The 23,822-nt window shown below is 75.2% G+C and carries 19 protein-coding genes and 2 pseudogenes; 15 read left to right on the top strand and 6 right to left on the bottom strand.

The genetic code is table 11. The features are described from left to right. Positions 1 to 15: 15 nt before the first annotated feature. The 3 genes from OG617_RS08670 to OG617_RS08660 all read left to right on the top strand — a co-directional run bounded on the left by OG617_RS08670 (position 16) and on the right by OG617_RS08660 (position 3,768). On the top strand, positions 16 to 1,599 hold the full coding sequence (locus tag OG617_RS08670) for a trypsin-like peptidase domain-containing protein (RefSeq protein ID WP_405100269.1): 1,584 nt from the start codon (positions 16 to 18) through the stop codon (positions 1,597 to 1,599). A gap of 242 nt (positions 1,600 to 1,841) precedes the next feature. Then, a complete protein-coding gene (locus OG617_RS08665) occupies positions 1,842 to 2,513 on the top strand; it encodes a BON domain-containing protein (RefSeq protein ID WP_405100267.1) in 672 nt (223 codons plus the stop codon). A 196-nt stretch (positions 2,514 to 2,709) separates the two neighbouring features. Continuing rightward, positions 2,710 to 3,768, top strand: a complete 1,059-nt coding sequence (locus OG617_RS08660; RefSeq protein ID WP_405103569.1) for a glycosyltransferase family 4 protein — start codon at positions 2,710 to 2,712, stop codon at positions 3,766 to 3,768. Between the two features lie 61 nt (positions 3,769 to 3,829). On the opposite strand, the gene OG617_RS08655 is transcribed toward OG617_RS08660, so the two are convergent. Next, on the bottom strand, positions 3,830 to 5,359 hold the full coding sequence (locus OG617_RS08655) for a serine/threonine-protein kinase (protein ID WP_405100265.1): 1,530 nt from the start codon (positions 5,357 to 5,359) through the stop codon (positions 3,830 to 3,832). Between the two features lie 154 nt (positions 5,360 to 5,513). Between OG617_RS08655 and OG617_RS08650 the strand changes: the two genes are divergently transcribed. The 5 genes from OG617_RS08650 to OG617_RS08630 all read left to right on the top strand — a co-directional run bounded on the left by OG617_RS08650 (position 5,514) and on the right by OG617_RS08630 (position 12,753). After that, a complete protein-coding gene (locus OG617_RS08650) occupies positions 5,514 to 6,347 on the top strand; it encodes a patatin-like phospholipase family protein (protein ID WP_405100263.1) in 834 nt (277 codons plus the stop codon). Then, on the top strand, positions 6,347 to 7,369 hold the full coding sequence (locus OG617_RS08645; protein ID WP_405100261.1) for a 1-acyl-sn-glycerol-3-phosphate acyltransferase: 1,023 nt from the start codon (positions 6,347 to 6,349) through the stop codon (positions 7,367 to 7,369). The genes OG617_RS08650 and OG617_RS08645 overlap by 1 nt, the downstream gene beginning before the upstream one ends. 9 nt (positions 7,370 to 7,378) lie before the next feature. Then, positions 7,379 to 7,699 carry a divalent-cation tolerance protein CutA gene (gene cutA / locus OG617_RS08640; RefSeq protein WP_405100259.1) on the top strand — a complete coding sequence of 107 codons (321 nt, stop codon included), beginning with the start codon at positions 7,379 to 7,381 and terminating at the stop codon, positions 7,697 to 7,699. Positions 7,700 to 7,746: 47 nt separating this feature from the next. Continuing rightward, positions 7,747 to 11,475, top strand: a complete 3,729-nt coding sequence (locus tag OG617_RS08635; RefSeq protein ID WP_405100257.1) for an SCO7613 C-terminal domain-containing membrane protein — start codon at positions 7,747 to 7,749, stop codon at positions 11,473 to 11,475. A gap of 228 nt (positions 11,476 to 11,703) precedes the next feature. Continuing rightward, positions 11,704 to 12,753: a fatty acid desaturase family protein gene (locus tag OG617_RS08630; protein WP_405100255.1), complete on the top strand. Its 1,050-nt coding sequence runs from the start codon at positions 11,704 to 11,706 to the stop codon at positions 12,751 to 12,753. Between the two features lie 61 nt (positions 12,754 to 12,814). Here the strand turns inward: OG617_RS08630 and OG617_RS08625 are convergent, their stop codons facing one another. Continuing rightward, complete coding sequence (locus OG617_RS08625; RefSeq protein WP_405100253.1) at positions 12,815 to 13,591, bottom strand: hypothetical protein; 777 nt, start codon at positions 13,589 to 13,591, stop codon at positions 12,815 to 12,817. Positions 13,592 to 13,806: 215 nt separating this feature from the next. Here OG617_RS08625 and OG617_RS08620 point away from each other — a divergent pair, with 215 nt between their 5' ends. Together OG617_RS08620 and OG617_RS08615 are read left to right on the top strand one after the other, a co-directional pair. Next, positions 13,807 to 14,100 carry a 4a-hydroxytetrahydrobiopterin dehydratase gene (locus tag OG617_RS08620; RefSeq protein ID WP_405100251.1) on the top strand — a complete coding sequence of 98 codons (294 nt, stop codon included), beginning with the start codon at positions 13,807 to 13,809 and terminating at the stop codon, positions 14,098 to 14,100. Then, the gene (locus tag OG617_RS08615) at positions 14,097 to 15,248 is read left to right on the top strand and encodes an FHA domain-containing protein (RefSeq protein WP_405100249.1); all 1,152 of its coding nucleotides are present in this window, start codon (positions 14,097 to 14,099) and stop codon (positions 15,246 to 15,248) included. Before OG617_RS08620 ends, OG617_RS08615 begins: the two co-directional genes overlap by 4 nt. Positions 15,249 to 15,325: 77 nt before the next feature. Here the strand turns inward: OG617_RS08615 and rocD are convergent, their stop codons facing one another. The 3 genes from rocD to OG617_RS08600 form a co-directional block, all read right to left on the bottom strand. Then, on the bottom strand, positions 15,326 to 16,540 hold the full coding sequence (gene rocD, locus OG617_RS08610; protein WP_405103567.1) for an ornithine--oxo-acid transaminase: 1,215 nt from the start codon (positions 16,538 to 16,540) through the stop codon (positions 15,326 to 15,328). Beyond that, positions 16,540 to 17,355, bottom strand: a complete 816-nt coding sequence (gene ddaH / locus OG617_RS08605; protein ID WP_405103565.1) for a dimethylargininase — start codon at positions 17,353 to 17,355, stop codon at positions 16,540 to 16,542. The genes rocD and ddaH overlap by 1 nt, the downstream gene beginning before the upstream one ends. 473 nt (positions 17,356 to 17,828) lie before the next feature. Beyond that, a complete protein-coding gene (locus tag OG617_RS08600; protein WP_405100247.1) occupies positions 17,829 to 18,683 on the bottom strand; it encodes a thrombospondin in 855 nt (284 codons plus the stop codon). A 358-nt stretch (positions 18,684 to 19,041) separates the two neighbouring features. Between OG617_RS08600 and OG617_RS08595 the strand changes: the two genes are divergently transcribed. Beyond that, positions 19,042 to 19,848, top strand: coding sequence for an Fpg/Nei family DNA glycosylase (locus OG617_RS08595; protein WP_405100245.1), 807 nt, complete (start codon positions 19,042 to 19,044; stop codon positions 19,846 to 19,848). Here the strand turns inward: OG617_RS08595 and OG617_RS08590 are convergent, their stop codons facing one another. After that, positions 19,849 to 20,727 (bottom strand): aminoglycoside phosphotransferase family protein, encoded by an 879-nt coding sequence (locus tag OG617_RS08590; RefSeq protein ID WP_405100243.1) that lies wholly within the window; start codon positions 20,725 to 20,727, stop codon positions 19,849 to 19,851. Between the two features lie 124 nt (positions 20,728 to 20,851). On the opposite strand from OG617_RS08590, the gene OG617_RS08585 reads away from it, so the two are divergent. The 4 genes and pseudogenes from OG617_RS08585 to OG617_RS08570 all read left to right on the top strand — a co-directional run. Then, complete coding sequence (locus OG617_RS08585; RefSeq protein WP_405100241.1) at positions 20,852 to 21,613, top strand: DeoR/GlpR family DNA-binding transcription regulator; 762 nt, start codon at positions 20,852 to 20,854, stop codon at positions 21,611 to 21,613. Positions 21,614 to 21,626: 13 nt separating this feature from the next. Next, positions 21,627 to 21,767 (top strand): annotated as a pseudogene (locus OG617_RS08580) (1-phosphofructokinase); the annotation flags it as partial. 86 nt (positions 21,768 to 21,853) lie between these two features. Further along, positions 21,854 to 22,972, top strand: a complete 1,119-nt coding sequence (locus OG617_RS08575) for an IS630 family transposase (protein WP_405095183.1) — start codon at positions 21,854 to 21,856, stop codon at positions 22,970 to 22,972. Positions 22,973 to 23,004: 32 nt separating this feature from the next. Beyond that, positions 23,005 to 23,820: pseudogene (locus OG617_RS08570) on the top strand (1-phosphofructokinase family hexose kinase); the annotation flags it as partial. Between the last annotated feature and the right edge of the window lie 2 nt (positions 23,821 to 23,822).

Here is a 23,822-nt window from a genome sequence, read left to right as displayed (position 1 = left end):
AGAGAAGGTGGACACATGACCGAGTACGAGACCGACCCGCAGCGGCGGCCGGCGCCCTCCGACGCCGAGCCGTCGTACCCCACCGCCGAGCTGTCCCGCGTCGAGCCCGGGCAGTCCGACTCCCCGGCCGTCGAGCCGCACGCTCCTCCGGCCGCGCCGACGGCCCCCACGACCCCATCCCCCGCCTCGGCTGACGCGCCCGCCACCTCGGCTGACGCGCCCGCCGTCTCCCACGCCCCAGGCGCCGCGCCCGGTCCCGCCGCCCCGGTCTCCGGCCCCGGCCCGTACCCGTACGGCGGTTACGCCCCGCCGGCCGCCACCCCGTCCGCCCCGCCGTACCCGGTCGCCGGGCAGCAGCAGCCGGCCGGGCAGTACCCGACCAGCCCCTGGCAGCCCGGGCAGCAGTCCGGCTGGTCGGCGGGGGACCAGCACGGGCCGGCGACCTCCGGGTACGGCCCGCCCGCCGGGGGTCCCGCGTACCCGGGCGGCCCGGTGCCGCCGCAGCACCCCGGCCAGCAGGTCCCGCAGTGGGCGCAGGGCCCGGCCCCGAAGCCGAGCCGGGTCGCCAAGCTGGCCGGCGCGGGCGTCGCGGTGTTCGCGCTGATGCTCGGCTCCGGCGTCGCCGGTGGCGCGCTCGCGCTCGCCGTGGACGGCGACTCGGGCGGGATCACCCGCACCTACTCCGCGGCGCCGGTGATCAACAGCGCCGACCTGCCGAAGATCGCCGCCGCCGTGCAGGACAGCGTGGTCTCGATCACCACCGGCAGCGGCGAAGGCTCCGGCGTCATCCTGAGCGCCGACGGCTACGTGCTCACGAACAACCACGTGGTGGCCTCCGCCAGTGGCGAGACCGTGCGGGTGGTGTTCGCCGACGGCAAGACCGCCGAGGCGAAGATCGTCGGCACCGACCCGAAGACCGACCTGGCCGTGGTGCAGGCCACCGGGGTCAGCGGCCTCAAGGCCGCCAAATTCGGCGACAGCGACGGCATGCAGGTCGGTGACCAGGTGCTGGCCCTGGGCAGCCCGCTGGGTCTGCAGGGCTCGGTCACCTCGGGCATCATCAGCGCCCGGGACCGCACCATCCAGGCCGGCGAGGGCCAGCAGCAGGATCCGAGCCAGGGCGTCAGTTCGATCGCCGGGCTGCTCCAGACCGACGCCCCGATCAACCCGGGCAACTCCGGCGGCGCGCTGGTCAACACCCGGGGCGAGGTGATCGGCATCAACACCGCCATCGCCACCTCCGGGCAGAGCACCGGCAACATCGGCGTCGGCTTCGCCATCCCGAGCAACAAGGCCAAGGACGTCGCCGGGAAGCTCCAGCGCGGCGAGAAGGTCAGCCACCCCTCGCTCGGGGTGAGCGTGAGCCCGGCCGAGGACAAGGGCGCGGTGGTCGCGGCCGTCACCCCGGGCAGTGCCGCCGAGAAGGCCGGCCTCCAGCGGGGCGACGTGATCATCAAGTTCGGCGACACGGTGGTCAACGACTCCAACGACCTGATTGGCGCCGTCCAGGCCGGCAAGGTCGGCGATCGGGTCGAGGTGCAGTACCAGCGAAATGGATCGGCGGCGACGGCAACCGTAACGCTCTCCGAGACGTCGTAACACCAGCAGACCTACCTCCTCCGGGGCGGTGGGTGGCGGAGCCAAGGGGGTTGGCTCCGTCACCCGCCGCCCTTTTCCCTGCTCCAGCCCGCCCTGTTCCCGTCCGCCCGCCCCGGCCAGGCCCGGCCGACCCCGCCGCCGGGCGGTGCCGGCCGCCGCGTCCCCCACCCGATCCGGGTGAGCCGGTCTCACCCCCTCGCCGGGCACGGTGACCACGCGCGGGTGGCGCGGGAGGGGGAACCATGGACACGGCGACGAGCACCCGGACCGATCCGGAGATCCACCGCGATGTCCTCGCGGAGCTGGACTGGGACCCACAGGTCCCGCCGACCGTGGTCGGGGTGGCCGTGCTGCACGGCGTGGTCACCCTCACCGGCTCGGTGGACAGCTACGCCCACCGCTGGGCCGCCGTGCGGTGCGCCCAGCGGATCCGCGGCGTCCGCGCGGTCGCCGACGACATCGAGGTACGCCCGCCGGACCTCCCCGGGCAGACCGACACCGAGCTGGCCCTCGCGGCCGGGCGGGCCCTGGAGTGGGACAGCTTCGTGCCGGCCGAACGGCTGGACGTCACCGCCGCCAACGGGTGGCTGATCCTGCGGGGCGAGGTGGAGTTCGGCTGGCAGCGGCGTACCGCCGAACGGGAGCTGCGCCGGCTGCGGGGCGTGCGCGGGGTGACCAACCTCGTCGAGGTCCGCCCCGCGCGGCGGCCGATCGGCGAACGCGCCCGACACGACGTGCAGCGGGCCGTGTCCCGGATCCTCGGCACCGAGCGGGTGCAGGCCCGGGTGCGCGGCGACACCGTGGTCCTCAGCGGCGTGGTCCGCTCCTGGCGGGAACGGGACGAGGCGGAACGGATCGCCTGGTCGGCCCCGGGGGTGCGGGCCGTCGACGACCGACTCGTGGTGGCCGGCTAGGGGCGCGGGTGACCGGCTGGTGGGACCAGCCGGGCCGGGCGACCGACGCGGGCCGCGCCCGCCGTGCGGCCGGTTTGGCCACCGTCCCAGGCGGGAAAGCGTCGCCGATCACGAGCACTGGGACCAACGGGGAGGACTCGTGGCCGTGAACGACCTGCCGTCCGACCGCTCGGGGGGGCACCCGCTGAGGATCGCGATGGTGGTCCCGCCGTGGCTGTCCGTGCCACCGCCCGGCTACGGCGGCTTGGAACAGGTGGTCGCCGGGCTGGTGGACGCGCTGGTCGAGCTGGGGCACACGCTGACGGTCTTCGGGGCCGGCCCGCATCACGGCACCCGCGCCGGATACGTCTCCACCTGCGACGACCTCCAGTACGACCGGCTCGGCGAGTCACTGCCGGAGTTGGCCCACCTGGCCCACGTCGACCGCCTCGTCGGGCCGGACGACTTCGACCTCGTGCACGACCACACCACCATCGGGCCGCTGGTGGCCGGCCGCCGGGCGGTGCCCACCGTGGCCACCGTGCACGGCAACCCGGTCGGCGAGTACGGCACGGTGCTCGGCAACACCGACCACGGGGTCGGGCTGGTGGCCATCTCACACACCCAGCGCCGGCTGAACCCGGGGCTGCCGTGGGTCGGCACCGTACACAACGCGCTCAACATCGGGGACCTGCCGCACAAGGCCGTCCCGGGCCGTGGCCCGGTGCTCTGGCTGGCCCGGTTCAGCCCGGACAAGGGCCCCGACGTGGCGATCCGGGCCTGCCGGTCGGCGGGCCTGCCGCTGGTGCTCGCCGGCAAGTGCAACGAGCCCGCCGAGCGCCGGTACTACGAGCAGGTGGTCGAGCCGATGCTCGACGAGGACGTGACCGTGGTGTTCAACGCCGACCGGGACGCCGCCCTGCGGATGCTCGTCGACGCCCGCTGCCTGATCATGCCGATCCAGTGGGAGGAGCCGTTCGGGATGGTGATCCTGGAGGCGATGGCCACCGGCACGCCGGTGGTGGCGCTGCGCCGGGGGGCCGTGCCGGAGCTGGTCCGCCCCGGCGTGACCGGTCTGGTCTGCGACCGCCCCGAGGACCTGCCGGGCGCGCTGCGGCAGGCCGGACGGCTGGACCCGGTGGCGTGCGTGGCACACGTGGCGGAGAACTTCTCCACCTCCCGGATGGCCCTGGGCTACGAGGCGGTGTACCGGGACTTCCTCGGCACCTGCGGGCACGCGGCGACCCGCCGGCCGGTCCCCGTCACCGCCCGCTGACCGGCGTCGCCCCGAGCCCCACACCGCCCGGTCGGGCCGCCCCGGTCCCGACCCCGACGGGTCAGACCCGGGTCGCGCCGAGCTGCTGGAAGGCCGTGTCGAGCTGGCGGGCGTACGCCGGGGTGATGCTGCCCTCGCGCTGCCGGTCGGCGACCTTGTCGCGGGCCCGCCGCACCGCGACGGCCAGGTCGCCCCGGCCGCCTGCGGCGGTGGCGTGGCCGAGCAGGTTGCGCAGGTCCGTGCCGACGTCGGCGCGGATCCCGCCGTCGGCCACCCCCGCCTCGATGAGCTGGTCGATCCGGCTGGCCGCCTCGACCAGGCTTCCGCCGCCCGGGTCCGGCGGCGTGGTCGTCGCCGCCGACGGGGTGGGCCGCGTCCGGCCGGGCGGCCGGGGCGTGGCGGTCGGGGACGGATCCGGGGCGGGCGTCGACGCCGCCACCGTCGGGGCGCCCGTCGGTGCCGCCCCGGGCGGCGGCGGGTCCGCGTCCCGGGTCAGCGTCGGCAGGAGCAGCGCGAGCCCGGTGACCACCACGACCCCCACCGCGATCACCGGCACCAGCACAAGCCGGCGGCGACGATCGGCCCCGACGCGCCGCCGCCCGCCCCCGACCGGCGGTGCCGAGTCCGGAGTGGACGCGACCGGCCCGGCGGCTGGTGGGCCGGCGGGGCCGGCGACCGGGGCCGGCGGCGGCTCGGGCGGGCCGACGATCGACGGCAGGGTCATGGTCGGGGCGAGCATGGTGGCGGCCTGCGGGTCGGCCGGCAGGAGCTGATCGCGCAGCGCGAGAGCGACATGGTGCGCGGTGGGCCGGTCCCGCGGCTCCCGGGACAGGCACCGCAGGCAGATACGGGCCACCTCGGTCGGTAGCCCCGGCGCCTCCAGCGGGGGCGGGGCGCCGCCGGTCCCCAGCGCCACGCCGAGCTGCTCCCAGGTGTCCGCCGGGTACGGCACCCGCCCGGTCAGCATCTCGTACAGCAGCACCCCGAGGGAGTAGATGTCGGTGGCGGGCTGCGTCGGCGCCCCGTCCAGCCGTTCCGGGGCGACGTACGCGGGGGTGCCGAAGGTGCCGCCGTCCTCGTCCTCGTCCGGTGCGCCGATGTGGGTGGCGATCCCGAAGTCCAGCACCTTGGCACCGACCGGGGTCATCATCACGTTGGCCGGGGTGATGTCCCGGTGCACGATGCCGAGCCGGTGCGCCGCGGCCAGCGCCTCCGCGACCTGGGCGCCGATCTCGACCGCGTCCGGCCAGGGCAGCGGGCCCTCGGTCAGCCGGTACTCCAGCTCCTCCCCGGCGAGCAACTCCATCACCACGAACGAGGTGATGCTGCCGTCCGGGGCGAGCGTCTCGCCGTAGTCGTGCACCGCCGTCACGTGCGGGTGGACGAGCTGGGCGGCGCTGCGCGCCTCCTCGCGGACCATGTCCCGGAACCGGGCGTCCGCCGCCAGCGAGGGGGCGAGCACCTTCAGCGCCACCGTACGGTCCAGCACCTCGTCCCGGGCACGCCAGATGACCGACATGCCACCGGCGCCGATCTGGTCGATGAGCCGGTACCTGCGGGCGAGCAGCCTTCCGGCGTGCAGTGTTGCCATCACGGAACGCACCTGTCTGGTGTCGGGGCGGTATCAGGTTGCGCGAATGTGTCCAGCGTGTCAACGGCCGCCCGGTTCCACCCGTCCGGCCCGTGGCCGGTGGCAGTTCGGGCGGTGGATGGCCGACCGGACGGGCCGTGCCAGGATGGACGGCATGGTCAGCGGTCCGGTGGCGTTCGTGCTCGGCGGCGGGGGAGTCCTCGGCGCGGTCGAGGTGGGCATGTTGCGTGCCCTGTTCCGCGCCGACGTCCGGCCCGATCTGGTGCTCGGCACCTCGATCGGCGCGGTGAACGGCGCGCTGGTCGCCGCCGACCCGACCGAGGCGGTCACCGACCGGCTGGTCCGGCTGTGGGCCTCACCCGAGGCCAGCGAGGTGTACGGCGACTCGGTGGCCCGGCAGCTTCGCCGCTTCGCCGCCCGCACCCACCTGCACTCGCCCCGGCCGCTGCGCCGGCTGCTGGAGGCGGAACTCGGTGAGGGGACCACGTTCGCCGACCTGCGGGTGCCGTTCCGGTGCTGCGCGGCCAACATCGAGCGGGCCGCCGAGCACTGGTTCGACAGCGGGCCGCTGGTGCCCGCGGTGCTCGCCTCCGCCTCGGTGCCGGGGCTGCTGCCGCCCGCCGAGATCGACGGGCAGCACTACATCGACGGCGGGATCGTCAACTCCATCCCGATCGGCGAGGCGGTGGCCGCCGGGGCGCGGCAGATCTTCGTCCTCCAGGTGGGCCGGATCGAGCGGGAGCTGACCCCGCCCCGGCGGCCCTGGGAGATCGCCCAGGTGGCGTTCGAGATCGCCCGCCGGCACCGGTTCGCCCGGGAGATGGCGGCGCTGCCCGAGGGGGTGCGGGTGCACGTGCTGCCGACCGGGGGGCCGGGCCCGCGCGAGGACAGCCCGTGGGCGTACCGGGACATGGCTGCGGTGGGGCGGCGGATCAGCCGCGCGTACACCGCCTCCCGCCGCTACCTGGCCACCCACCTGGAACGCTGATGCCGCTGCCGCCCCGGTGGGTACGCCGATTGCTGCTGGCACCCGGTGTGGTGCTGCTCGCGGTGCTGGTCGTGACCACCCTGCCGGTCTGGGCGTTCGCCGCGCTCGCGCTGTCCCCGCTGGTGCCGGGCCGGCTCCGGCCGCTGCGGCTGCTCTGGATCGGCTGCGTCTACCTGATCTGGGACGCGGCGGCGCTGCTCGCCCTGTTCGTGCTCTGGCTGGCGTCGGGCGTCGGGGTGTGGAAGCGCACGCCGCCGTTCCAGCGGGCGCACTACGTGCTCGCCGGGTGGTTCCTCCGGGTGCTCTTCTGGCAGGCCCGGTGGACGCTGCGGCTGAGCATCGACGTGGTCGGCACCGACCCGGACACGGCGCTGCCCGGCCGCCCCGAGCTGGTGCTCTGCCGGCACGCCGGGCCCGGCGACTCGTTCATCCTGATCCACGCGCTGGTCAACTGGTTCCACCGGGAGCCCCGGATCGTGCTCAAGGACAGCCTCCAGTGGGACCCGGCCATCGACGTGCTGCTCAACCGGCTGCCGAACCGGTTCCTGGCCCCGGCCCGGAACCGGGACGGGTCGGTGGCCGAGCAGATCGGCCACCTCGCCACCGGACTGGACGACAACGACGCGTTCGTGATCTTCCCGGAGGGCGGCAACTTCACCCCGCGTCGCCGGCTGCGGGCCATCGCCCGGCTGCGGTCCCTGGGGCTGGAGCGGATGGCACTGCGCGCCGAACGGATGCAGCACGTGCTCGCGCCGCAGCCCGGCGGGCTGCTCGCCGCCCTGGACGCCGCCCCGGAAGCCGGGGTGATCTTCGTCGCGCACACCGGGCTGGACCGGATGCTCACCGTCGCCGACGTCTGGCGGGAGCTGCCGATGGACAAGCGGATCGTGATGCGGTTCTGGTCCGTGCCGCCGGAGGAGGTTCCCGTCGGCAAGCAGGAGCGCATCGACTGGCTCTTCGACTGGTGGGCGCGGATCGACGAATGGATCGCGGCGCACCACGACGGGGTCGACGCCGCGTAGGGTGCGGTCGTGGAGCAGATCAGCGTGGTGACGACGGTGGTGGACAGCCGCTCCGTCGCGGACGTTCTGGCGGCCGCCGCGGTGGCCGGCCGGCTCGCCGCCTGCGCGCAGGTGGGCGGCCAGGTGGACAGCACCTACTGGTGGCGGTCCGCGGTGGAGACCAGCTCGGAGTGGTCGGTGCTGTTCAAGACCGCGCCGGACCGGGTGAACGCGCTGGTCGACCAGATCCGCGCCACCCACCCGTATGAGGTGCCGGAGATCCTGGTCACCCGGGCGGAGAGCGGCAACCCCGACTACACGGCCTGGGTGCACGCGCAGACCCGCCCCTGAGTACCCGCACTCTGGGCGGGGCGGCTCACGGTCGGCATGATGGCCGGGTGGACACCACTGGCTACCCCTGCCCGGGGTGCGGCACCCCCGCTGACCTGCGCGTCGGCTGTCGGCGCTGCGGCCGGCCGCCCGACCCGGCCGCAGCCGAGGTGATCCGGCTCGACCGGGAGATCGTCCTGCTCGCCGGGCGAATGGAGCAGGCCCGCCGGACGTACCTCGAACTGGCCGGGGTGGTGCGGTCGGCGCAGGCCCGCCGGGCGGAGCTGGCCGCCCTGGTGCGGGCGGTGACCCCGGCCGGCGCCCCGCGCCCGCCCGCGCCGCCGCAGGCCCGGCCCGTTCCCGCGCCCGCCGTCGGTCCTGCCCGGCCCGTTCCCGTGTCCGCGCCCGCACCCGCGCCCGCGCCTACGGTCGGCCCCGGCCGGCCCGCGCCGGGCCCGGCGGTGTGGGGTGCCGGACCGGTGCCGGCCGGGTCGCCCGGACCGGTGCCGCCGCAGCGGCCGGTGCCGGCCGCGCCGGTCGGCGGGGCGGAGACCTCCACCCGGACGGTGCAGGGGCTGCTCTTCGTCCTCGGCGGCCTGCTGCTCGGCACCGCGGCGGTGGTCTTCACGGCGGTCGCGTGGGCCGCCGTGGGCGTCGTCGGTCGGGCGCTGATCCTGCTCGCCTTCACCGCGCTCGCCCTGGCCGTCCCGCCGCTGCTGGCGCGGCGCGGGCTGCGCGGCACCGCGGAGACCTTCGCCGCCGTGGGGCTGCTGCTGGTGGTGCTCGACGGGTACGCCGCCTGGTCGGTGGACCTGTTCGGGGTGGCCGGCTGGTCGGCAGCCCGCTACGCCGCGCTGGTCGGGGGGGCCGGCGCGGCGCTGGCGGTCGGCTACGGCCGGCTGACCCGCCTCACGGTGCCGTGGTTCGCGGCGCTGCTCACCGTGCAGCCGGTGCTGCCCCTGCTCGCCGCCCCGGCCCGCCCCTCGGCGGCCGGGTGGACGCTGGTACTCATCGGCGTCGCGGCGCTGAACCTGGCCGTGGTCGCCGCCCTGCGCGGCCCGCGTGTGGCGGTCGGTCCCGGGCCGATGGGGGTGCCCGGTGCGTGGGTCGGTCCGGTTCCGGCGGGGGTGCCGGGTGCGTGGGTCGGTCCGGTTCCGACGGGGGGTGCGGGACCGGCGGTCGGGGGGCCGGCGGTGGTGGCGACGGCCGCCGGGGGGTCGGCCGTCGCCGCCGGGCGGGTGCTGGCCTGGCTGGGCCACGGGGTCGCGCTGGCCGCTGCGGCGGGGTGCGCGCTGGTGCCGCTCGCCCTGGGCCGGGTCGCCGGCACGCCGCTGCTGGCCGGGGGGCCGCTGCTGCTGGTGGCCCTGACGCTGCTCGGCGCGGCGCTGATCGCCGGCGGGCGGTTGTTCCGGGCGATCACGGCCGGGGCGGTGGTCCCGGTGCTTGCCCTGGCGCTGCTCCGGCCGGTGGCGGAGCTGCGGCCGAACCTGCTGACCGTGGCGACGGCGCTGATCGCCCTCGTGCTGGTCGGCGCGGTCCGGCCGCTGCCCCGCCTGGTCGGGCCCGGCCCCCGGGTCGGGGCCCTGGTGGTGGCCGCCGGGGCCGCCCACGTCGCCGCGCTGCTCGCGATCGTGCTCGGCGCGGTCGCGGTGGGCCGGGCGCTGCCGCCGTGGCGGGGCGTCGGCGCCGGTCCGGACCTGTCGTGGGGGTGGCAGGTCCCGGTCGCCGTGGTGCTGTCGGCGGTGGCGCTGGCGGCGCTGCTGCCCCGGGCGGCGAGGCCGGTAACCGGGGCGGTCACGGTCGCGTTCGGCACCCTCGCCCTCGCGGGCGTCGGGCCGGTGCCGTGGCCGGCGGTGCCCGCCGCCGACATGGTCGTCGGAGCGGCCCTGCTGCTGTACGCGGTCACCCGGGCCCGGCCCTGGTGGGAGGCGCTGGTGGCGGCGGTCGCCGGCGGGGCGCTGGTCGGGCACGCCCTCCTGGTCGGGCTGGCCACGCGGGCCGGGGAGGCGGTGCTGCTCGGCGCGGTCGTGCTGGTCGGGACGGCGGTCGCCGCCCGGGGCCGCCGGGCCACCGGCGTCGGCCGGGGCGTCGCCGGGGCCGCCCTGGCCGCCGCGCTGCTGGCCTTCCAGGGCGCGGTGGCCGTCGCGTGCTTCGCGGCCGGGGCGGCACCCTGGTGGCAGGCGCGGGCCGCCCTGGCCGCCGTCGGGCTGGCGCTGGTCGGCCTGCTCGCCGTTCGCCACTGGTGGCCCGAGCTGACCGGCTACGCCTCGACCGCCTTCGCCGTCGGGTCCGTGCTGGTCGGGCTGGCGCCGCTGGTCGTACGGGCCGACGAGCCGGTGGCGCTCTACGCCGCGCTGACGGTGCTGCTGACGGTGCTCGCCGGGCCGGGCACCCGCCCGACGGACGCGCCCCGGGTCGCCGGCCTGGGGCTGCTCGTGGTCGCGCTCCTCGCCGCCGTCCCGGCGGTCGTGGCGGCGCTGGTCGCCCCGCACGGCGGGCCAGCCCTGCCCTGGTCCGGTGCGCCGGCCGGTGGGACGGTCCCGGGGGCCACCCCGGCCGGCGTGGCCCTGCTCGTGCTCACCCTGGCGGCCGTGCTCGTGGGCCGGAAGCGGGTCGGAGGGCCGGCCGACGTGCAGCGCCCCGGGGCACCGGTGGGCGGGGGGAGCCGGGCCGGCGTGCTGCTGTCGGCGTTGCCGTTCGCCGCGGCGGCGCTGCCGGTGCTGCTGGTCGCCGCCGGCACGCCGTGGCCGGTGGTGCCGGCGGTCCTCCTGCTCACCGGGCTGGCCGCCCTGCTGGCCGCCACGCTCGCCGGGCCCCGGCCGCTGCTCGTCCCGGTCACCGTGCCGGTGGGGCTGGTGGCCACCGCGTTCGGGCTGGCCGGGCTGCTCGCCACCCGTGTCGGCACCCTCGCCGGCCTCGGCGCGCTGGTGGTGGCAGCCACCGCGGTCGCCGTCGGGGGCCGGGTGGGCCCGGTCCGGCAGGGCGGGGCCCTGGTGGCGGTCGGCGCGGCGACCGGGTTCGCGGTCACCGCCGCGTTGGCGGCGAGCCTGCCGCTGCGTTCGGCCTCGTTCGCCGTGCTGACGGTCGCGGTGCTGGTCCTGGCCGTCGCCGCGCTCCCGGCCGGGCGCGACCCGGCCCGGGGCCCGGCGCTGGACGCCGCCGCCCAGGCAGTCGCCCTGCTCGCGGTGCTGCTGGCCGTCGGGTCACCCCGGCATGCCGCCGCGGTATGCGTGCTCTGGGGGGTCGCCGTGGGGCTGCGGCTGCTGCGCCGCGGCGAGCCGGCCGGGCGGCGGTGGGCGTTCGCGGGCATCGCCGGGGGCAGCGAGCTGCTCGGCACCTGGCTGCTGCTGGGCGCGGACGGGGTGGTGCTGCTGGAGGCGTACACCCTGCCGACGGCCGGGGTGGCGCTGGCCGCCGGGGTGGTGGCGCTGCGCACCCGGCCGGGCCTGAACAGCTGGCTCGCGCTCGGGCCGGGGCTGGCCGCCGCGCTGCTGCCCGGCCTGGTGTCGGTGCTGTTCGCGCCGGAGCCGCAGCCCTGGCGGCGGCTGCTGCTCGGGGCCGGCGCGCTGGCCGTGGTGCTGGCCGGATCGGCCCGCCGCTGGCAGGCGCCGGTGCTGCTCGGCGGGATCACCCTGACCCTGCTCGCGCTGCACGAGCTGGTGCGTAGCTGGGACCTGCTGCCCCGCTGGATCTTCCTGGCCGTCGGCGGGCTGGCCCTGATCGGCCTGGCCGCCACCTACGAGCGGCGTCGGCGCGATCTTGCCCGGCTCCGGTCGGTGGTCGGCCGGATGGGGTGAACCCGCCGGCGTTCCGCACGTACGGTGAACACGCGCGGTGAACAGGACGAAGCCGGAGAGGGCGGGGCAGGGCGGGCATGGCCGGAGGGAGCCCGGGCGGGCCGGGGTAGGGCACGCCCTACCCCGGAGACGGGGGGTGCCCGGGTTACCCTGCGCAACCGGTCGCCGCAGACTTGACGGTAGGGCACGCCGTCCGGCGTGACTCGGTGCGGAGACGCAGGAGCCCAGATGGTGCGTGCAGCGACAGTGGACCGGCCCGCCAGGCGGGGCAGCGACTACGCGGAGTTGTCCCGGCGGATCAGCCGGGCGGGTCTGCTGGACCGCCGGCCAGGCGGGTACGCGGCCCGGATCGCGCTGACCGTGGCGGCCTTCGTCGCCGGTTGGGTGGCGGTGCCGCTGGTCGGCGACTCGTGGTGGCAGCTCGCGGTGGCGGTCGGCCTGGCGGTGGCCACCACCCAGGTGGCGTTCCTCGGGCACGACGCCGGGCACCGGCAGATGTTCCGCCGCCGGGGCCCCAGCGAGGTGACCGGGCTGCTCGCCGGCAACCTGGCGGTCGGGCTCAGCTACGGCTGGTGGGTCGACAAGCACAACCGCCACCACGCCAACCCCAACCATGAGGACGAGGACCCGGACGTGGGGGCCGGGGCGCTGGTCTGGACGTACGAGCAGGCCGCCGTGACCCGGGGGTTCGGCCGCCGGCTGGCCCGCCGGCAGGCGTGGCTGTTCTTCCCGATGCTGCTGCTGGAGGGGCTGGCCCTGCACGTGGCGAGCGTGCGGGCGCTGGTCGCCCGGGGGCCGGACGGCCGGTACGCGACGCCGATGCGACACCGGGCCGTCGAGGGGCTGCTGCTCGCGGCGCACGCCGTCGGCTACCTCGGCCTGCTGTTCGCGGTGCTGTCGCCGGGGAAGGCGCTGGCGTTCATCGCCATCCACCAGGGCCTGTGGGGGCTCTACATGGGCTGCGCGTTCGCCCCGAACCACAAGGGCATGCCGATGCCGACGGCCGACGACGACCTCGACTTCCTGCGCAAGCAGGTGCTCACCGCGCGCAACGTGCGGGGCGGCCGGTTCGTCGACAGCGCGCTCGGTGGGCTGAACTACCAGATCGAGCACCACCTGTTCCCGAACATGCCCCGGGGGAACCTGCGCCGGGCCCAGCCACTGGTGCGGGCGTACTGCGCCGAGCTCGACCTGCCGTACGCGGAGACGGGGCTGGTCGAGTCGTACCGGCAGGCGCTCGCCCACCTGCACGAGGTGGGACGCCCGCTGCGCGACTGAGCCCGGACGCGCGACGGGGCGGCGCCGACCGGCGCCGCCCCGTCCCGGTGCTCCGCACAGGTCAGCCGCCGAACGCCTTCTTCAGCGACTCCGGCGCCTCTTCGGTCTCGCCGGCCGCGGGCTTCTCCGGCGACACGGTGGCCCCGAAGTCCGAGTACGTGGTGGTCATCTTGCCCAGCGAGGCAAGCAGCACGCTGGTGTCCACGTCCAGCTCGACGAGCCGGCCCTCGGCGTCGGTCTTCGCGGTGAAGGGGACGGCCTTGGCCTTCTCCCCGAGCGCCTTGATGTCCTTGTCGTCCGGGTTGGCCTTGGTGTAGTCCAGCGTGCCGGAGAAAGCGCCCTCTCCGGTCTTCTTCACCTCGACCACGCCACCGATCATCTTCTTGGCGCCGCCCGGGTCGCCGTCGGGCATCAGGTTCATCTGCCCGTTGGCGCCGAGCTTGGTGGCGTCCATGTGCAGCCACTTGTCGGAGATGCTCTTCGCCTTGAGCCACATGTCGTCACCGATGGTGACCATGCGGATCTTGCCGCCCTGGGCGCCCAGGTCCAGCGTCATGTCGGCGGACTTGCTCCGCGGGTCCATCAGGCCGCCGCCGTTCATGACCGAGGACTTGATGTTCACCCGGACGCTCTGCTCGTTCAGCTTCAGCGCGGCGGCGGTCAGCTCGGCGAGCGCGTTGGCCGGGGCGCTGCTGGCGGGCACCGAGCTCGTGCCGGCGTTGCCGTTGCCGACTGGAGCGTCCCCTCCGTTCTGGTTGCCGCAGCCGGTGAGACCGAGACCGAGACCGAACGCGGCGACGAGCGCGACCCCCGTGGTTGCCAGTCGTCGAGTGTTCATTGTGGATGACTCCTCGTGAAGGGTGGGCCGGGCGGCGGCGTAGCTGCCCGGCCGGGCCGCGGGCCAGCGTAGCGGGCCGGGGCGACAACCGCTGGTCCGTCAGCGGCCACCTCCCCCCGCCTCCGTGCCCTGCCCGGCCCGTCCGCGCAGGTCGGCGGGGGCGGACGAGGTGGCGGGAGAGCCGGTCGCACAGCACTGCCGGTAGGGTCGGGGTCATGGCAGACGTGCTCACCGCAGAGGCGGTGCGAGACGGGCTGGGCGGCCTGGCGGACTGGACGGGGGACCCGACCGGGATCAGCCGTACCACCGAGCTGGGCAGCTTCCCGGCGGCGATCGCTGTGGTCGACCGGGTCGCCGAGGTGGCCGAGGAACTGGACCATCACCCCGACATCGACATCCGGTGGCGGGCTCTCACCTTCCGCTGCGTCACCCACTCGGCGGGTGGGGTCACCGAACGTGACCTGGAGTTGGCGCGGCGGATCGACGACATCGTCCGGAGTGCCCGATGAGATTCGAGATCAGCAAGGTGCTCGACGCCATCGAGGGGCGGGTCTGCACCGACCCGTCGCTGGCCCGGGCCGTCCTCGACCTGGCCGAGGTGATCCGGTACCAGAACCTCGACGGCGGCCGGCCGGCGAGCCTGCTGCGGCTCGGCATGGTGATCGACGCGCTCGCCCGCGACCTGGAGGAGGACAGCGTCCCGGTCTACGCGATCGTGCACCGGGCGCTGCTCTCCGACGCCGACCTGACGTCCAACGAACGGATGGTGGTCCGCCGCTGGGCCGACGACGGCCTGGTGGAGGTGCTCGACAACCCGGGCGACCGGATGCTGGAGGTCGCCGACCTGCTCGGGCTGCCGGTGCTCAGCCGGGCCCGGTTCGACGGCCTGCGCGGCCGGTTCCCGTGGGTGGCCGAGCAGCCCGGCCGGGTGCTGGCACCGGTGCCCGGCGCGGGCGGGCCGGTGTTCATCGGCCACGTCGGCGGCGGGAACGTGCCCGTCGCCGGCACCCGCTCGGCGACCGGCGCGAAGCTGCTCGCCCGGCAGTGGCGCTGCCCCGAGCCGGGCTGCGCCCTGTTCGGCGGCGGCGGGGGCGGCGGCGCGTTCGCCGACCTGGCCCGGGTGGAGCGGGCCCCGGCCGGGCAGCCGCCGCCCGCCCTGCGCGGCGGGGTGCCGACCTGCCCACGGCACGGCGCCCGGCTCGGCGACGCCGGGCCGCGCCCGCGTACCGAGGTGCTGGCCGTGCGCGTCGGCGGGCTGATCCGCCGTCGGTTCGTGCTCACCGAGGGGCAGTCGGTGCTGGTCGGGCGCGCGCCGGAGCAGCAGGGCGGAATCGTGCTCGGCCAGTGGCTCAACGACGAGGCGCGGCGCTGGATCAGCCGCGGCCACGTCCGGTTCGAGCTGCGGGTCGGCGAGGTGATCGTCACCGACGTCAGCACCAACGGCTCGGGCATCCGCCCGTCCGGCTCGATGGCCGAGCCGGACCGGATTCCGCTGAAGCCGCAGCAGTCCCGGGTGCTCTCCGCCAACGACATGGTCGAGCTGTACCCGGGGGTGCAGATCGGCCGCGCCGACGAGCTTCCGACGGGCGCCCCGTTCACCCCCACCTCGGTGATGGCCGAGGCCCCCACCATGGCGATGCGCCTGCCCCGGCCCTGACCCGGGCCGTCGGGCGGGCGGACGACGGCGGGCGCCGGGACCGTGGTCCCGACGCCCGCCGCTGTCGTACGAGAGGATCAGCCGGCCAGCACGGCGGCGAGCTGGGCCACGGCGTGGTCGATCTCCTCGGCGGTGATCACCAGCGGCGGGGCCAGCCGGAGCGTCGAGCCGTGGGTGTCCTTGGCCAGCACGCCCCGCTCCATCAGCCGCTCGCAGGCCTGCCGGCCGGTCATCAGCGTCGGGTCGATGTCCAGGCCGGCCCACAGGCCCCGGCCCCGGACGGCGACCAGCCCCTTGCCGACCAGCGACTGGAGGCCGGCGTGCAGCCGCTCGCCCAGCTCCGCCGAGCGGCGCTGGAACTCGCCGGTGGCCAGCAGCCGGACCACCTCGGTGGCGACGGCGCAGGCCAGCGGGTTGCCGCCGAAGGTCGAGCCGTGCTGGCCCGGCTTGAGTACCCCCAGCACGTCGGCGTTCGCGGCGACCGCGGAGACCGGCACGATGCCGCCGCCGAGCGCCTTGCCCAGCAGGTACATGTCGGGCACCACGCCCTCGTGCTCGCAGGCGAAGGTGGTGCCCGTCCGGCCCAGGCCGGACTGGATCTCGTCGGCGACGAGGAGCACGTTGCGCTCGGTGCAGACCCGGCGTACGCCCGGCAGGTAGCCCTCCGGCGGCACCACCACGCCCTGCTCGCCCTGGATCGGCTCCAGCAGCACGGCGACGGTGTTCTCGTCGATCGCGGCGGCCAGCGCGTCCAGGTCGCCGTACGGGACCACGGTGAAGCCCGGGGTGTACGGCCCGAAGTCCGCCCGCGCGTCCTCGTCGGTGGAGAAGCTGACGATGGTGGTGGTGCGGCCGTGGAAGTTTCCCTCGGCCACCACGATGTTCGCCTGCCCTGCCGGCACGCCCTTGACCTGGTAGCCCCACTTGCGGGCCACCTTGATCCCGGTCTCCACCGCCTCGGCGCCGGTGTTCATCGGCAGCACCAGGTCCTTGCCGCACAGCTCGGCCAGCTCGCGGCAGAAGTCGGCGAACTGGTCGTGGATGAACGCCCGGCTGGTCAGGGTCAGCCTGTCGAGCTGCGCGTGCGCGGCGGCGATCAGCCCCGGGTGCCGGTGGCCGAAGTTGAGGGCCGAGTAGCCGGCGAGGCAGTCCAGGTAGCGCCGGCCGTCCACGTCGGTGAGCCAGGCCCCCTCGGCGGAGGTGATCACCACCGGTAGCGGGTGGTAGTTGTGCGCGGTGAAGCGTTCCGCGTCCCGGACCGCGCCTGGCGTCCGCAGCCTGTCGTCCACGATCAATTGCTCGCCTTTCCCTGACGGAGCCGCAACGTGCAGCACTTCGGTCCACCGCCGGCCTTGCGCAGCTCGGACAGGTCGACACCGATGGTCTCGTAGCCCCGGTCGCGCAGCTGCGCGGCCAGGTCGGTGGCCTGCGCGGGCAGCACCACGTGCCGTCCGTCGCCGACCGCGTTCAGGCCCAGCACCTCGGCGTCGGCCATGGTGGCGTGGACCGCGTCCGGGAAGAGCCGGCGCAGCGCGGCCTGGCTGCCGGGCGAGAACGCCTCCGGCAGGTACGCCACGGTCCGCTCGTCGAGCACGGTCAGCGCGGTGTCCAGGTGGTAGAAGCGCGGGTCGACGAGCTGCATGGTGACCACGGGGTAGCCGAACACCTCCTGCAACTGGGCGTGCGACGCGTGCGCGGTGCGGAACCCGGTGCCGGCCAGCAGGACGTCGCCGACCAGCAGGATGTCGCCCTCGCCCTCGTTGACGTGCTTCGGGTCGTACACGTCGAAGCCGGCGGCCTCGAACCAGGCCCGGTAGGCGGGGGCCTCGTCGGCGCGCTGCGGGTCGCGGAACTGCACGGCCATCGCCCGGCCGTCGATCACGGTGCCGCCGTTGGCGGCGAAGACCATGTCGGGCAGGCCGGGCAGCGGGGCGATCTCCTCGACCGTGTGGCCCAGCTCGCGGTAGATCCCGCGCAGCTCCTCCCACTGCCGGATCGCCAGGTCGGCGTCGACCGGCGCGGTGGGGTCCATCCACGGGTTGATCGCGTAGTCGACGGCGAAGTACGTCGGCCGGCACATCAGCAAGCGCTGGCTGGTGGCGTCCATCGTCATTGTCCTGCTCCCAGGGGTCGGACGCGCCCCGGCCACCTTCGGCCCACGGGGCTGGCGCCGTGGCCCAACCGTATGCGGCCGGCGTCGACGACATCCACCGGTGGAACTTGCGTCGACCGACCGATCATTGCGTATAGCAGGCCCCGCCCGGCGATTCGTTGCGCAGCCCCCTCACCCACCAACACCCACCCCCACCGACCACCCCCCGGCCCCACCCCACCCCACTGACCCCACCCTCCCCGCGCCGATCTTGCAGTTGCGGCCCGGGCGAAGGGGACACAACGGGCGTACCGAGGGCCCGAAGTGCAAGATCGCGGGAGGGGGCTGGGGGTGCGGGGTGAGGCGAGTCCGGACGTGCTTCGGGGGGCGGCGAACCGCCGCCCCCCGAAAGAGGATGTGCCCGGCTGGTGAACCACCAGACTGGTCGGGCTGGGCCGGCGAACCGCCGGCGGGGATCAAACTGCCCGTCAGAAGCGGTCGACAAACTGTGAGTCAAGCCACTCACGGAGCCGCTGCACCCAGTCGCCGTCCGTGGTCGGCCAGTCGAACTGGCCGGTCATCGCGAGCACGCCGAGGACCACGGCGGCGATGCCGAAGGCCATGCCGAGCAGGGCGTCGGTCTTGCCGGCGATATGCCGGCGCCGGGTGGCGAGCAGGCCGAACACGGACAGCACCGCGCCGAGCACACCGACCGCGATGCCGTACCCGGCGAGGGTCCCGGTCAGCACGGCGAGCGCGCCGGCGACGCCGACGATCAGGCCGAGGGTGGCGAGCAGGCTGGCCCGGGGCCTCGGCCCGAGCGCCACCGGCTCCGGCCGGGTCTCGCCGTCGGCGCCGGTGCGGTCCACCGGCGCCGGCCGCTCGGCGGTACGGCCCCGGCCCGCCGGCCGTCCGATCGTGGGGTCGGCCGGCAGCGGCCGTCCGGCGGTGCGGTCCCGGTCGAGGTCGAGAGTCGGTTCCGTGGTGGGGGAGCCGGTCGTGGTGGGTTCGGCCGGCGCGGTGGACGGGCCGGTGGTCGGCCGCTGGGCCTCGCCGTCCGGGGTGCGGGCGGTGGCCGCGCGGGCGGTCGCGGCGCGGGCGCGGGCTCCCTGCTCGGCCGCCTGTCGATCCGCGTCCGAGGCCCGCTCGCCGTCGCTGGCGGTCGTGCTGCTGCGGTACGTCGTCTGCTCGTCGCCGCGGTCGGTGAGCACCGGCCGCCCGTCGGGGCGGCTGCCGGTGTCCGTCGCGACGGCCCTCTCGAACCCGTCGACGCGGCCGTCGCCGTTGCTGTCGTTCGTCGTCGCCGGCTCGTTCCGGCGCGACAACAGCGAAGGAATCTTCACCTCATCACCTCCTGATTTGTGCGTGATCTATGCGTGGCGGCCTCGGAAACGCTGGTCGGCAGCCACGCGGTACGGCGTCCGAGGTACCCAACCGGAGCCCCGCCGACACTTCCGCCACCCGTTCGGGGTGACGCTGCCGTCGCCGGAAGCCGGTGTGCGGGTGGGCGACAGGAGGTAGGTCGTGGCCACGCAGAGATCGCGCTCGAACACGGAATTAGTGGCCACCCAGCGCAGGTAGGCCACTAATTCCGTGTTCGAGCGTGCTTGTGTGACCCGCGCCCGGTCGGCGGGAGCGACCACGGTCGGTCGGTCGTTGGCCGCCCGGTCGTCGGCCGGCGTCGGGAGATACCGTTGCGGCGTGCCAGAGGGACACACCATTCACCGGCTCGCCGGCCGGCACGCCGAGCTGTTCGTCGGCGACAAGGTGCAGGCTGCCAGCCCGCAGGGCCGCTTCGCCGAGGGGGCCGCCCGGCTGTCCGGCACTGTCCTGGACGGCACCGAGGCGTACGGCAAGCATCTGCTGCACCACTACGCGCACGAGCTGACCCTGCACGTGCACCTCGGCCTGTACGGCAAGTTCGCCGACGGGCCGGGCGAGCCACCGCCGCCCGTCGGTCAGGTGCGGCTGCGGCTGACCAGCGACGCGCACTGGCTGGACCTGCGCGGCCCCACCGCCTGTGACCTGCTCACCCCGCCCGAGGTGGCGGCGCTGCGCGCCCGGCTCGGCCCCGACCCGCTGCGCGCCGACGCCGACCCGTCCCGCGCGTACGCCCGGATCTCCCGCAGCCCGACCCCGCTCGCGGCGCTGCTGCTCGACCAGTCGGTGGTGGCCGGCACGGGGTTGATCTTCGTCACGGAGGCGCTGTTCCGGGCCGGCCTGCCGCCGCTGCTGCCCGGCCGGGAGCTGACCCCGGCGCTGTGGCGGGAGTTGTGGGCGGACCTGGTGGCCCTGATGACCCGGGCCGTCGAGGCGGGCCGGATCGACACCGTCCGGGACGCCCACCTGCCGGAGGCCACCGGCCGGGCACCCCGGGTGGACCGGCACGGCGGCGAGGTGTACGTCTACCGCCGCCCCGGCCAGCCCTGCCACGTCTGCTCCGGCGAGGTGCGCCGGGGCGACCTCGCCGGGCGCAATCTCTACTGGTGCCCCACCTGCCAGCGATAGCTAGCCCAGGCCCGCGAGCCAGCGGGCCGTCTCGATTTGGTGGCCGGACACCGCGTCCTCGGCGATGCTCCAGGCCAGGTTGTGCCCGATCGCCCAGCCCCGGACCCGCTCCCGGTCCAGGCCCAGCTCGGCGGTCAGCCGGTCGAGCCGGTGCCGCACCGCCGCCGGGGAGTGGCCCAGCTCCCTACCCCGGACGATCGCCACCACGCCGAACTCGCGCTCGCCGGCCAGCGGCTTCGGGTCGATCACCAGCCACGGCTCGCGGCTGGCCCGCAGCACGTTGCCGGCGTGCAGGTCCTGGTTGACCAGCACCTGCTCGCCCTGCGTCCCGACCAGTTCGGCGAGCCGTCCCAGCGCGGTGTCCAGCAGCCGCCGCTCGTACGGCCGGCCGGCCCGTTCCCAGTCCGCCGGCATCCGCTCCAGCCAGCCGGCCGCCTCCTCGGCCAGCGGGGTGAACGGCGCGGCGGCCGGCCGCCAGAGCCGGGGGAGCAGCTTGGCGATCACGTCCAGCGCCTCGTCCGGCGGCGCGGCGTGCAGCGGCGTACCCGGGTCGCAGCGCTCCACCAGCAGCGCCCGCCGGCCCGGGTCGTGCGCGAGCAGCCGGGCCGCCCCGCCGCCCGCCCAGTGCGCCAGCGCCGTGGCCTCGTGCTCGCTGTCAGCGTCCGGGTACTGGAGCTTGAGCACCGCCCTGTCGCCGTCGGGCAGCTCCGCCGGCAGTGCCAGCGAGGCGAACGCCTGCGGGAACGGCCGCCCCAGCCGCAGGCCCCACTGCTCGACGCACCCGGCCAGCCGATCGGGAAGCGCCGCCAGCCACTCCCGGCCGGCGGGCACCCGTCGCACCCAGCCCAGCCCGTCGGGGATCTCCACCTTCGTCTCCATCGGACCATCCTGGCCCAACTGCCCGGCCGGCCGGTGTGGGCTTCTGTGGCCGACCTCTTGACTTCCCACTAACCCGGGCGTAAACAAAGCACAAGCAAAAACGAAACGGCGGTGAAACAACATCGTGTACGCCGAAGAGCGACAGCAGGAGATCCTTCGCATGGCCCGCACCGAGGGCCGGGTCGAGGTGGCGGGCCTTGCCGAGGAGCTCAGCGTCACGCCGGAGACCATCCGGCGCGACCTCACCATCCTGGAGCGGGCCGGGGTGCTGCGCCGGGTCCACGGTGGAGCGATCCCGGTCGAACGGATCGGGTTCGAGCCCGCCCTGGCGGCGCGCGACGCGGTGCTCATCGAGGAGAAGGAGCGCATCGCCAAGCTCGCCCTGAGCGAGGTGCCCGAGGAGGGCGCGATCATTCTCGACGCCGGCACCACCACCGCCCGGCTGGCCCAGCTGCTGCCGGTCGACCGGGAGCTGACCGTCGTGGTCAACTCGCCGGTCATCGCCACGACCCTCTGTACCTATGCCAACCTCAATGTCCTGCTGCTGGGCGGACGGGTCCGCGGGAAGACCCTCGCGACCGTGGACGACTGGGCACTGCGGCCGTTGGCGGACCTCTACGTCGACGTCGCGTTCATCGGGACCAACGGCATCTCGGTCGAGCGCGGCCTGACCACCCCGGATCCGGCCGAGGCGGCGGTTAAGCGGGCGATGGTCCGCGCGGCCCGCCGTACGGTGCTGGTCGCCGATCACACCAAGATCGGCAACGACTACCTGGCCCGGTTCGCCGACCTGGCCGACCTCGACCTGCTGATCACCGACAGCCGCGCCGACCCCGACCTGGTCGGGGACCTGGAGTCCGCAGGCGTCCGCGTGGTACGAGCATGAAAGCCGGCAGGGCATGATCGTCACCGTCACCCTCAATCCCAGCCTCGACCGGGCCGTCGAGGTCGACTCGCTCACCCGGGGCGAGGTCATCCGGGCCGCCACGGCGCACCTCGACCCCGGCGGCAAGGGCGTCAACGTGTCCCGGGCCCTGCTAGTGCTCTGACCATGAACGTTCACGGTGTTGATGACACGCCGTCTGGCCTGTCGGCTGGGCGGCGTCGTGACGGTCAGGCTGTGGCGGTGGCAGAACCTGTTCGCGTTCGGCGGCTCAGTGACCAGGAGGGTCAGCAGCTGCTGAGGATCACTCGTAGAGGTACCGGCTCGCCGATCCGGTTACGGCGGGCGATGGTCGTGCTCGCCTCGGCCGGCGGGAACACGGTGCCGGCGATCGCTCGCCTCGTCCAAGCCGACGAGGACACGATCCGGCAGGTCATCCACCGCTTCAACGAGATGGGGATGGCCAGCCTGGACCCTCAGTGGGCGGGTGGCCGTCCCCGCCAGATCAGTCCTGACGAAGAACAGCTCATCGTCGAGACGGCCAACACCCGCCCCGAGAAACTGGGGCGGCCGTTCACCCGCTGGAGCATCCGCAAGCTCGTCGACCACCTGCGCGTTCACTCCACTCGACGGGTCGGGGTGGGCCGGGAACGGCTGCGGCAGATCCTGCACCGACACCGGATCACCTTCCAGCGGACCAAGACGTGGAAGGAGTCCACCGACCCTGACCGGGACGCCAAGCTCGCCCGGATCGAGCACGTGAGCAACCACCTCCCGCAGCGGGTGTTCGCCTTCGACGAGTTCGGGCCCTTGGTGATCCGTCCGCAGGCTGGCACGGGCTGGGCGCCGGCCGGGCACCCACACCGGTTGCCCGCGAACTACCACAAGCTGCACGGCGTCCGACAGTTCCACGGCTGCTACTCCGTCGGTGACGACCAACTCTGGGGCGTCGTCCGTCGCCGCAAGAGCGCCGGGAACACCCTCGCCGCCTTGAAGTCAATCCGGGCCGCGCGTCCGGACGGGGCACCGATCTACGTCATTCTCGACAACCTGTCCGCGCACAAGGGCCGAAAGATCCGGGCGTGGGCGGCCCGGAACAAGGTCGAACTCTGTTTCACCCCGACCTACGCCTCCTGGGCCAACCCGATCGAGGCCCAGTTCGGGCCGCTACGCACCTTCGTCATCGCCGGCTCGAACCACCCCAACCACCCCACGCTGACCCGGCGGCTGCATGCCTACCTGCGCTGGCGCAACGCCAACGCCCGCCACCCCGACGTCCTAGCCGCCCAACGCCGCGAACGCGCCCGCATCCGCAGCGAACGCCAACGACGCTGGGGCCAACCCGCCACCCGCGCAGCCTGACCCCAACACCGTGAACGTTCATGGTCAGAGCACTAGCCAACGGGGTGCCGTCGGTGGCGGTGCTGCCGTCCGGCGGTGACGAGGGCGACCAGCTCATCCGCCTGCTCAAGGCGGAGGGGGTGGAGGTCCTCGCGGTGCCGATCTCCGGACGGACCCGTTCCAACATCACCCTCGCCGAGCCCGACGGCACGGTCACCAAGGTCAACGAGCCCGGCCCGGCCATGTTCCGCGCCGAGCTCGACGAGGTGACCGACCGCGTGCTCACCCGCGCCGTCGATGCCGACTGGGTCGTGCTGTGCGGCAGCGTCCCGCCCGGCCTGCCCGCCGACGCCTACGCGCAGCTGTGCCGGAAGCTGCGCGCCGCCGGCGTCAGGGTCGCCGTCGACACCAGCGGACCCGCCCTGCGTGAGGCCGCCCTGGCCGGGGCGACCCTGCTCAAGCCCAACCGCGACGAGCTGGCCGAGGTGGTCGGTAGCCCCCTGGCGGACCTCGGCGACGTGGTCGACGCCGCCCAGCGCCTGCGGGCGTGGGGGGCCGGCACCGTCGTGGCCAGCCTCGGTGCCGACGGTGCCGTCCTCGTCGACGCCGACGGGGTCGTCATGGGTACCTGCCCGGTCGTCCGGCCCCGCAGCACCGTCGGTGCCGGCGACGCGCTGCTCGCCGGGTTCCTCGCCGCGGGCGCGCGGGGCGCCGCCGCCCTCGCCGAGGGGCTGGCCTGGGGCGCCGCCGCGGTGAGCCTGCCCGGCAGCCGCATGCCCGGCCCCGCGGACCTGTTCCGCCACGCCGTCACCATCCACCCCCGACCGGACGAGCTTCTCCCCCTGCTGCCGCCCGGTCCCCCTTCCTGAAG

It is taken from the genome of Micromonospora sp. NBC_01412 (assembly GCF_045040215.1).
GTDB classification, from domain to species: Bacteria; Actinomycetota; Actinomycetes; order Mycobacteriales; family Micromonosporaceae; genus Micromonospora; species Micromonospora rubida.
This window is presented reverse-complemented; position numbering and strand designations above follow the sequence as displayed.

Excerpts from the sequence above, each read along its gene's own strand:
- OG617_RS08650 (WP_405100263.1), top strand. The coding sequence starts at position 5,514 with ATGGTCAGCGGTCCGGTGGCGTTCGTGCTCGGCGGCGGGGGAGTCCTC.
- OG617_RS08625 (WP_405100253.1), bottom strand. The coding sequence starts at position 13,591 with ATGAACACTCGACGACTGGCAACCACGGGGGTCGCGCTCGTCGCCGCG.
- OG617_RS08615 (WP_405100249.1), top strand. The coding sequence starts at position 14,097 with ATGAGATTCGAGATCAGCAAGGTGCTCGACGCCATCGAGGGGCGGGTC.
- ddaH (WP_405103565.1), bottom strand. The coding sequence starts at position 17,355 with ATGGACGCCACCAGCCAGCGCTTGCTGATGTGCCGGCCGACGTACTTC.
- OG617_RS08630 (WP_405100255.1), top strand. The coding sequence starts at position 11,704 with ATGGTGCGTGCAGCGACAGTGGACCGGCCCGCCAGGCGGGGCAGCGAC.
- OG617_RS08645 (WP_405100261.1), top strand. The coding sequence starts at position 6,347 with ATGCCGCTGCCGCCCCGGTGGGTACGCCGATTGCTGCTGGCACCCGGT.
- OG617_RS08660 (WP_405103569.1), top strand. The coding sequence starts at position 2,710 with ATGGTGGTCCCGCCGTGGCTGTCCGTGCCACCGCCCGGCTACGGCGGC.
- OG617_RS08670 (WP_405100269.1), top strand. The coding sequence starts at position 16 with ATGACCGAGTACGAGACCGACCCGCAGCGGCGGCCGGCGCCCTCCGAC.
- OG617_RS08655 (WP_405100265.1), bottom strand. The coding sequence starts at position 5,359 with ATGGCAACACTGCACGCCGGAAGGCTGCTCGCCCGCAGGTACCGGCTC.
- OG617_RS08620 (WP_405100251.1), top strand. The coding sequence starts at position 13,807 with ATGGCAGACGTGCTCACCGCAGAGGCGGTGCGAGACGGGCTGGGCGGC.
- OG617_RS08665 (WP_405100267.1), top strand. The coding sequence starts at position 1,842 with ATGGACACGGCGACGAGCACCCGGACCGATCCGGAGATCCACCGCGAT.
- OG617_RS08590 (WP_405100243.1), bottom strand. The coding sequence starts at position 20,727 with ATGGAGACGAAGGTGGAGATCCCCGACGGGCTGGGCTGGGTGCGACGG.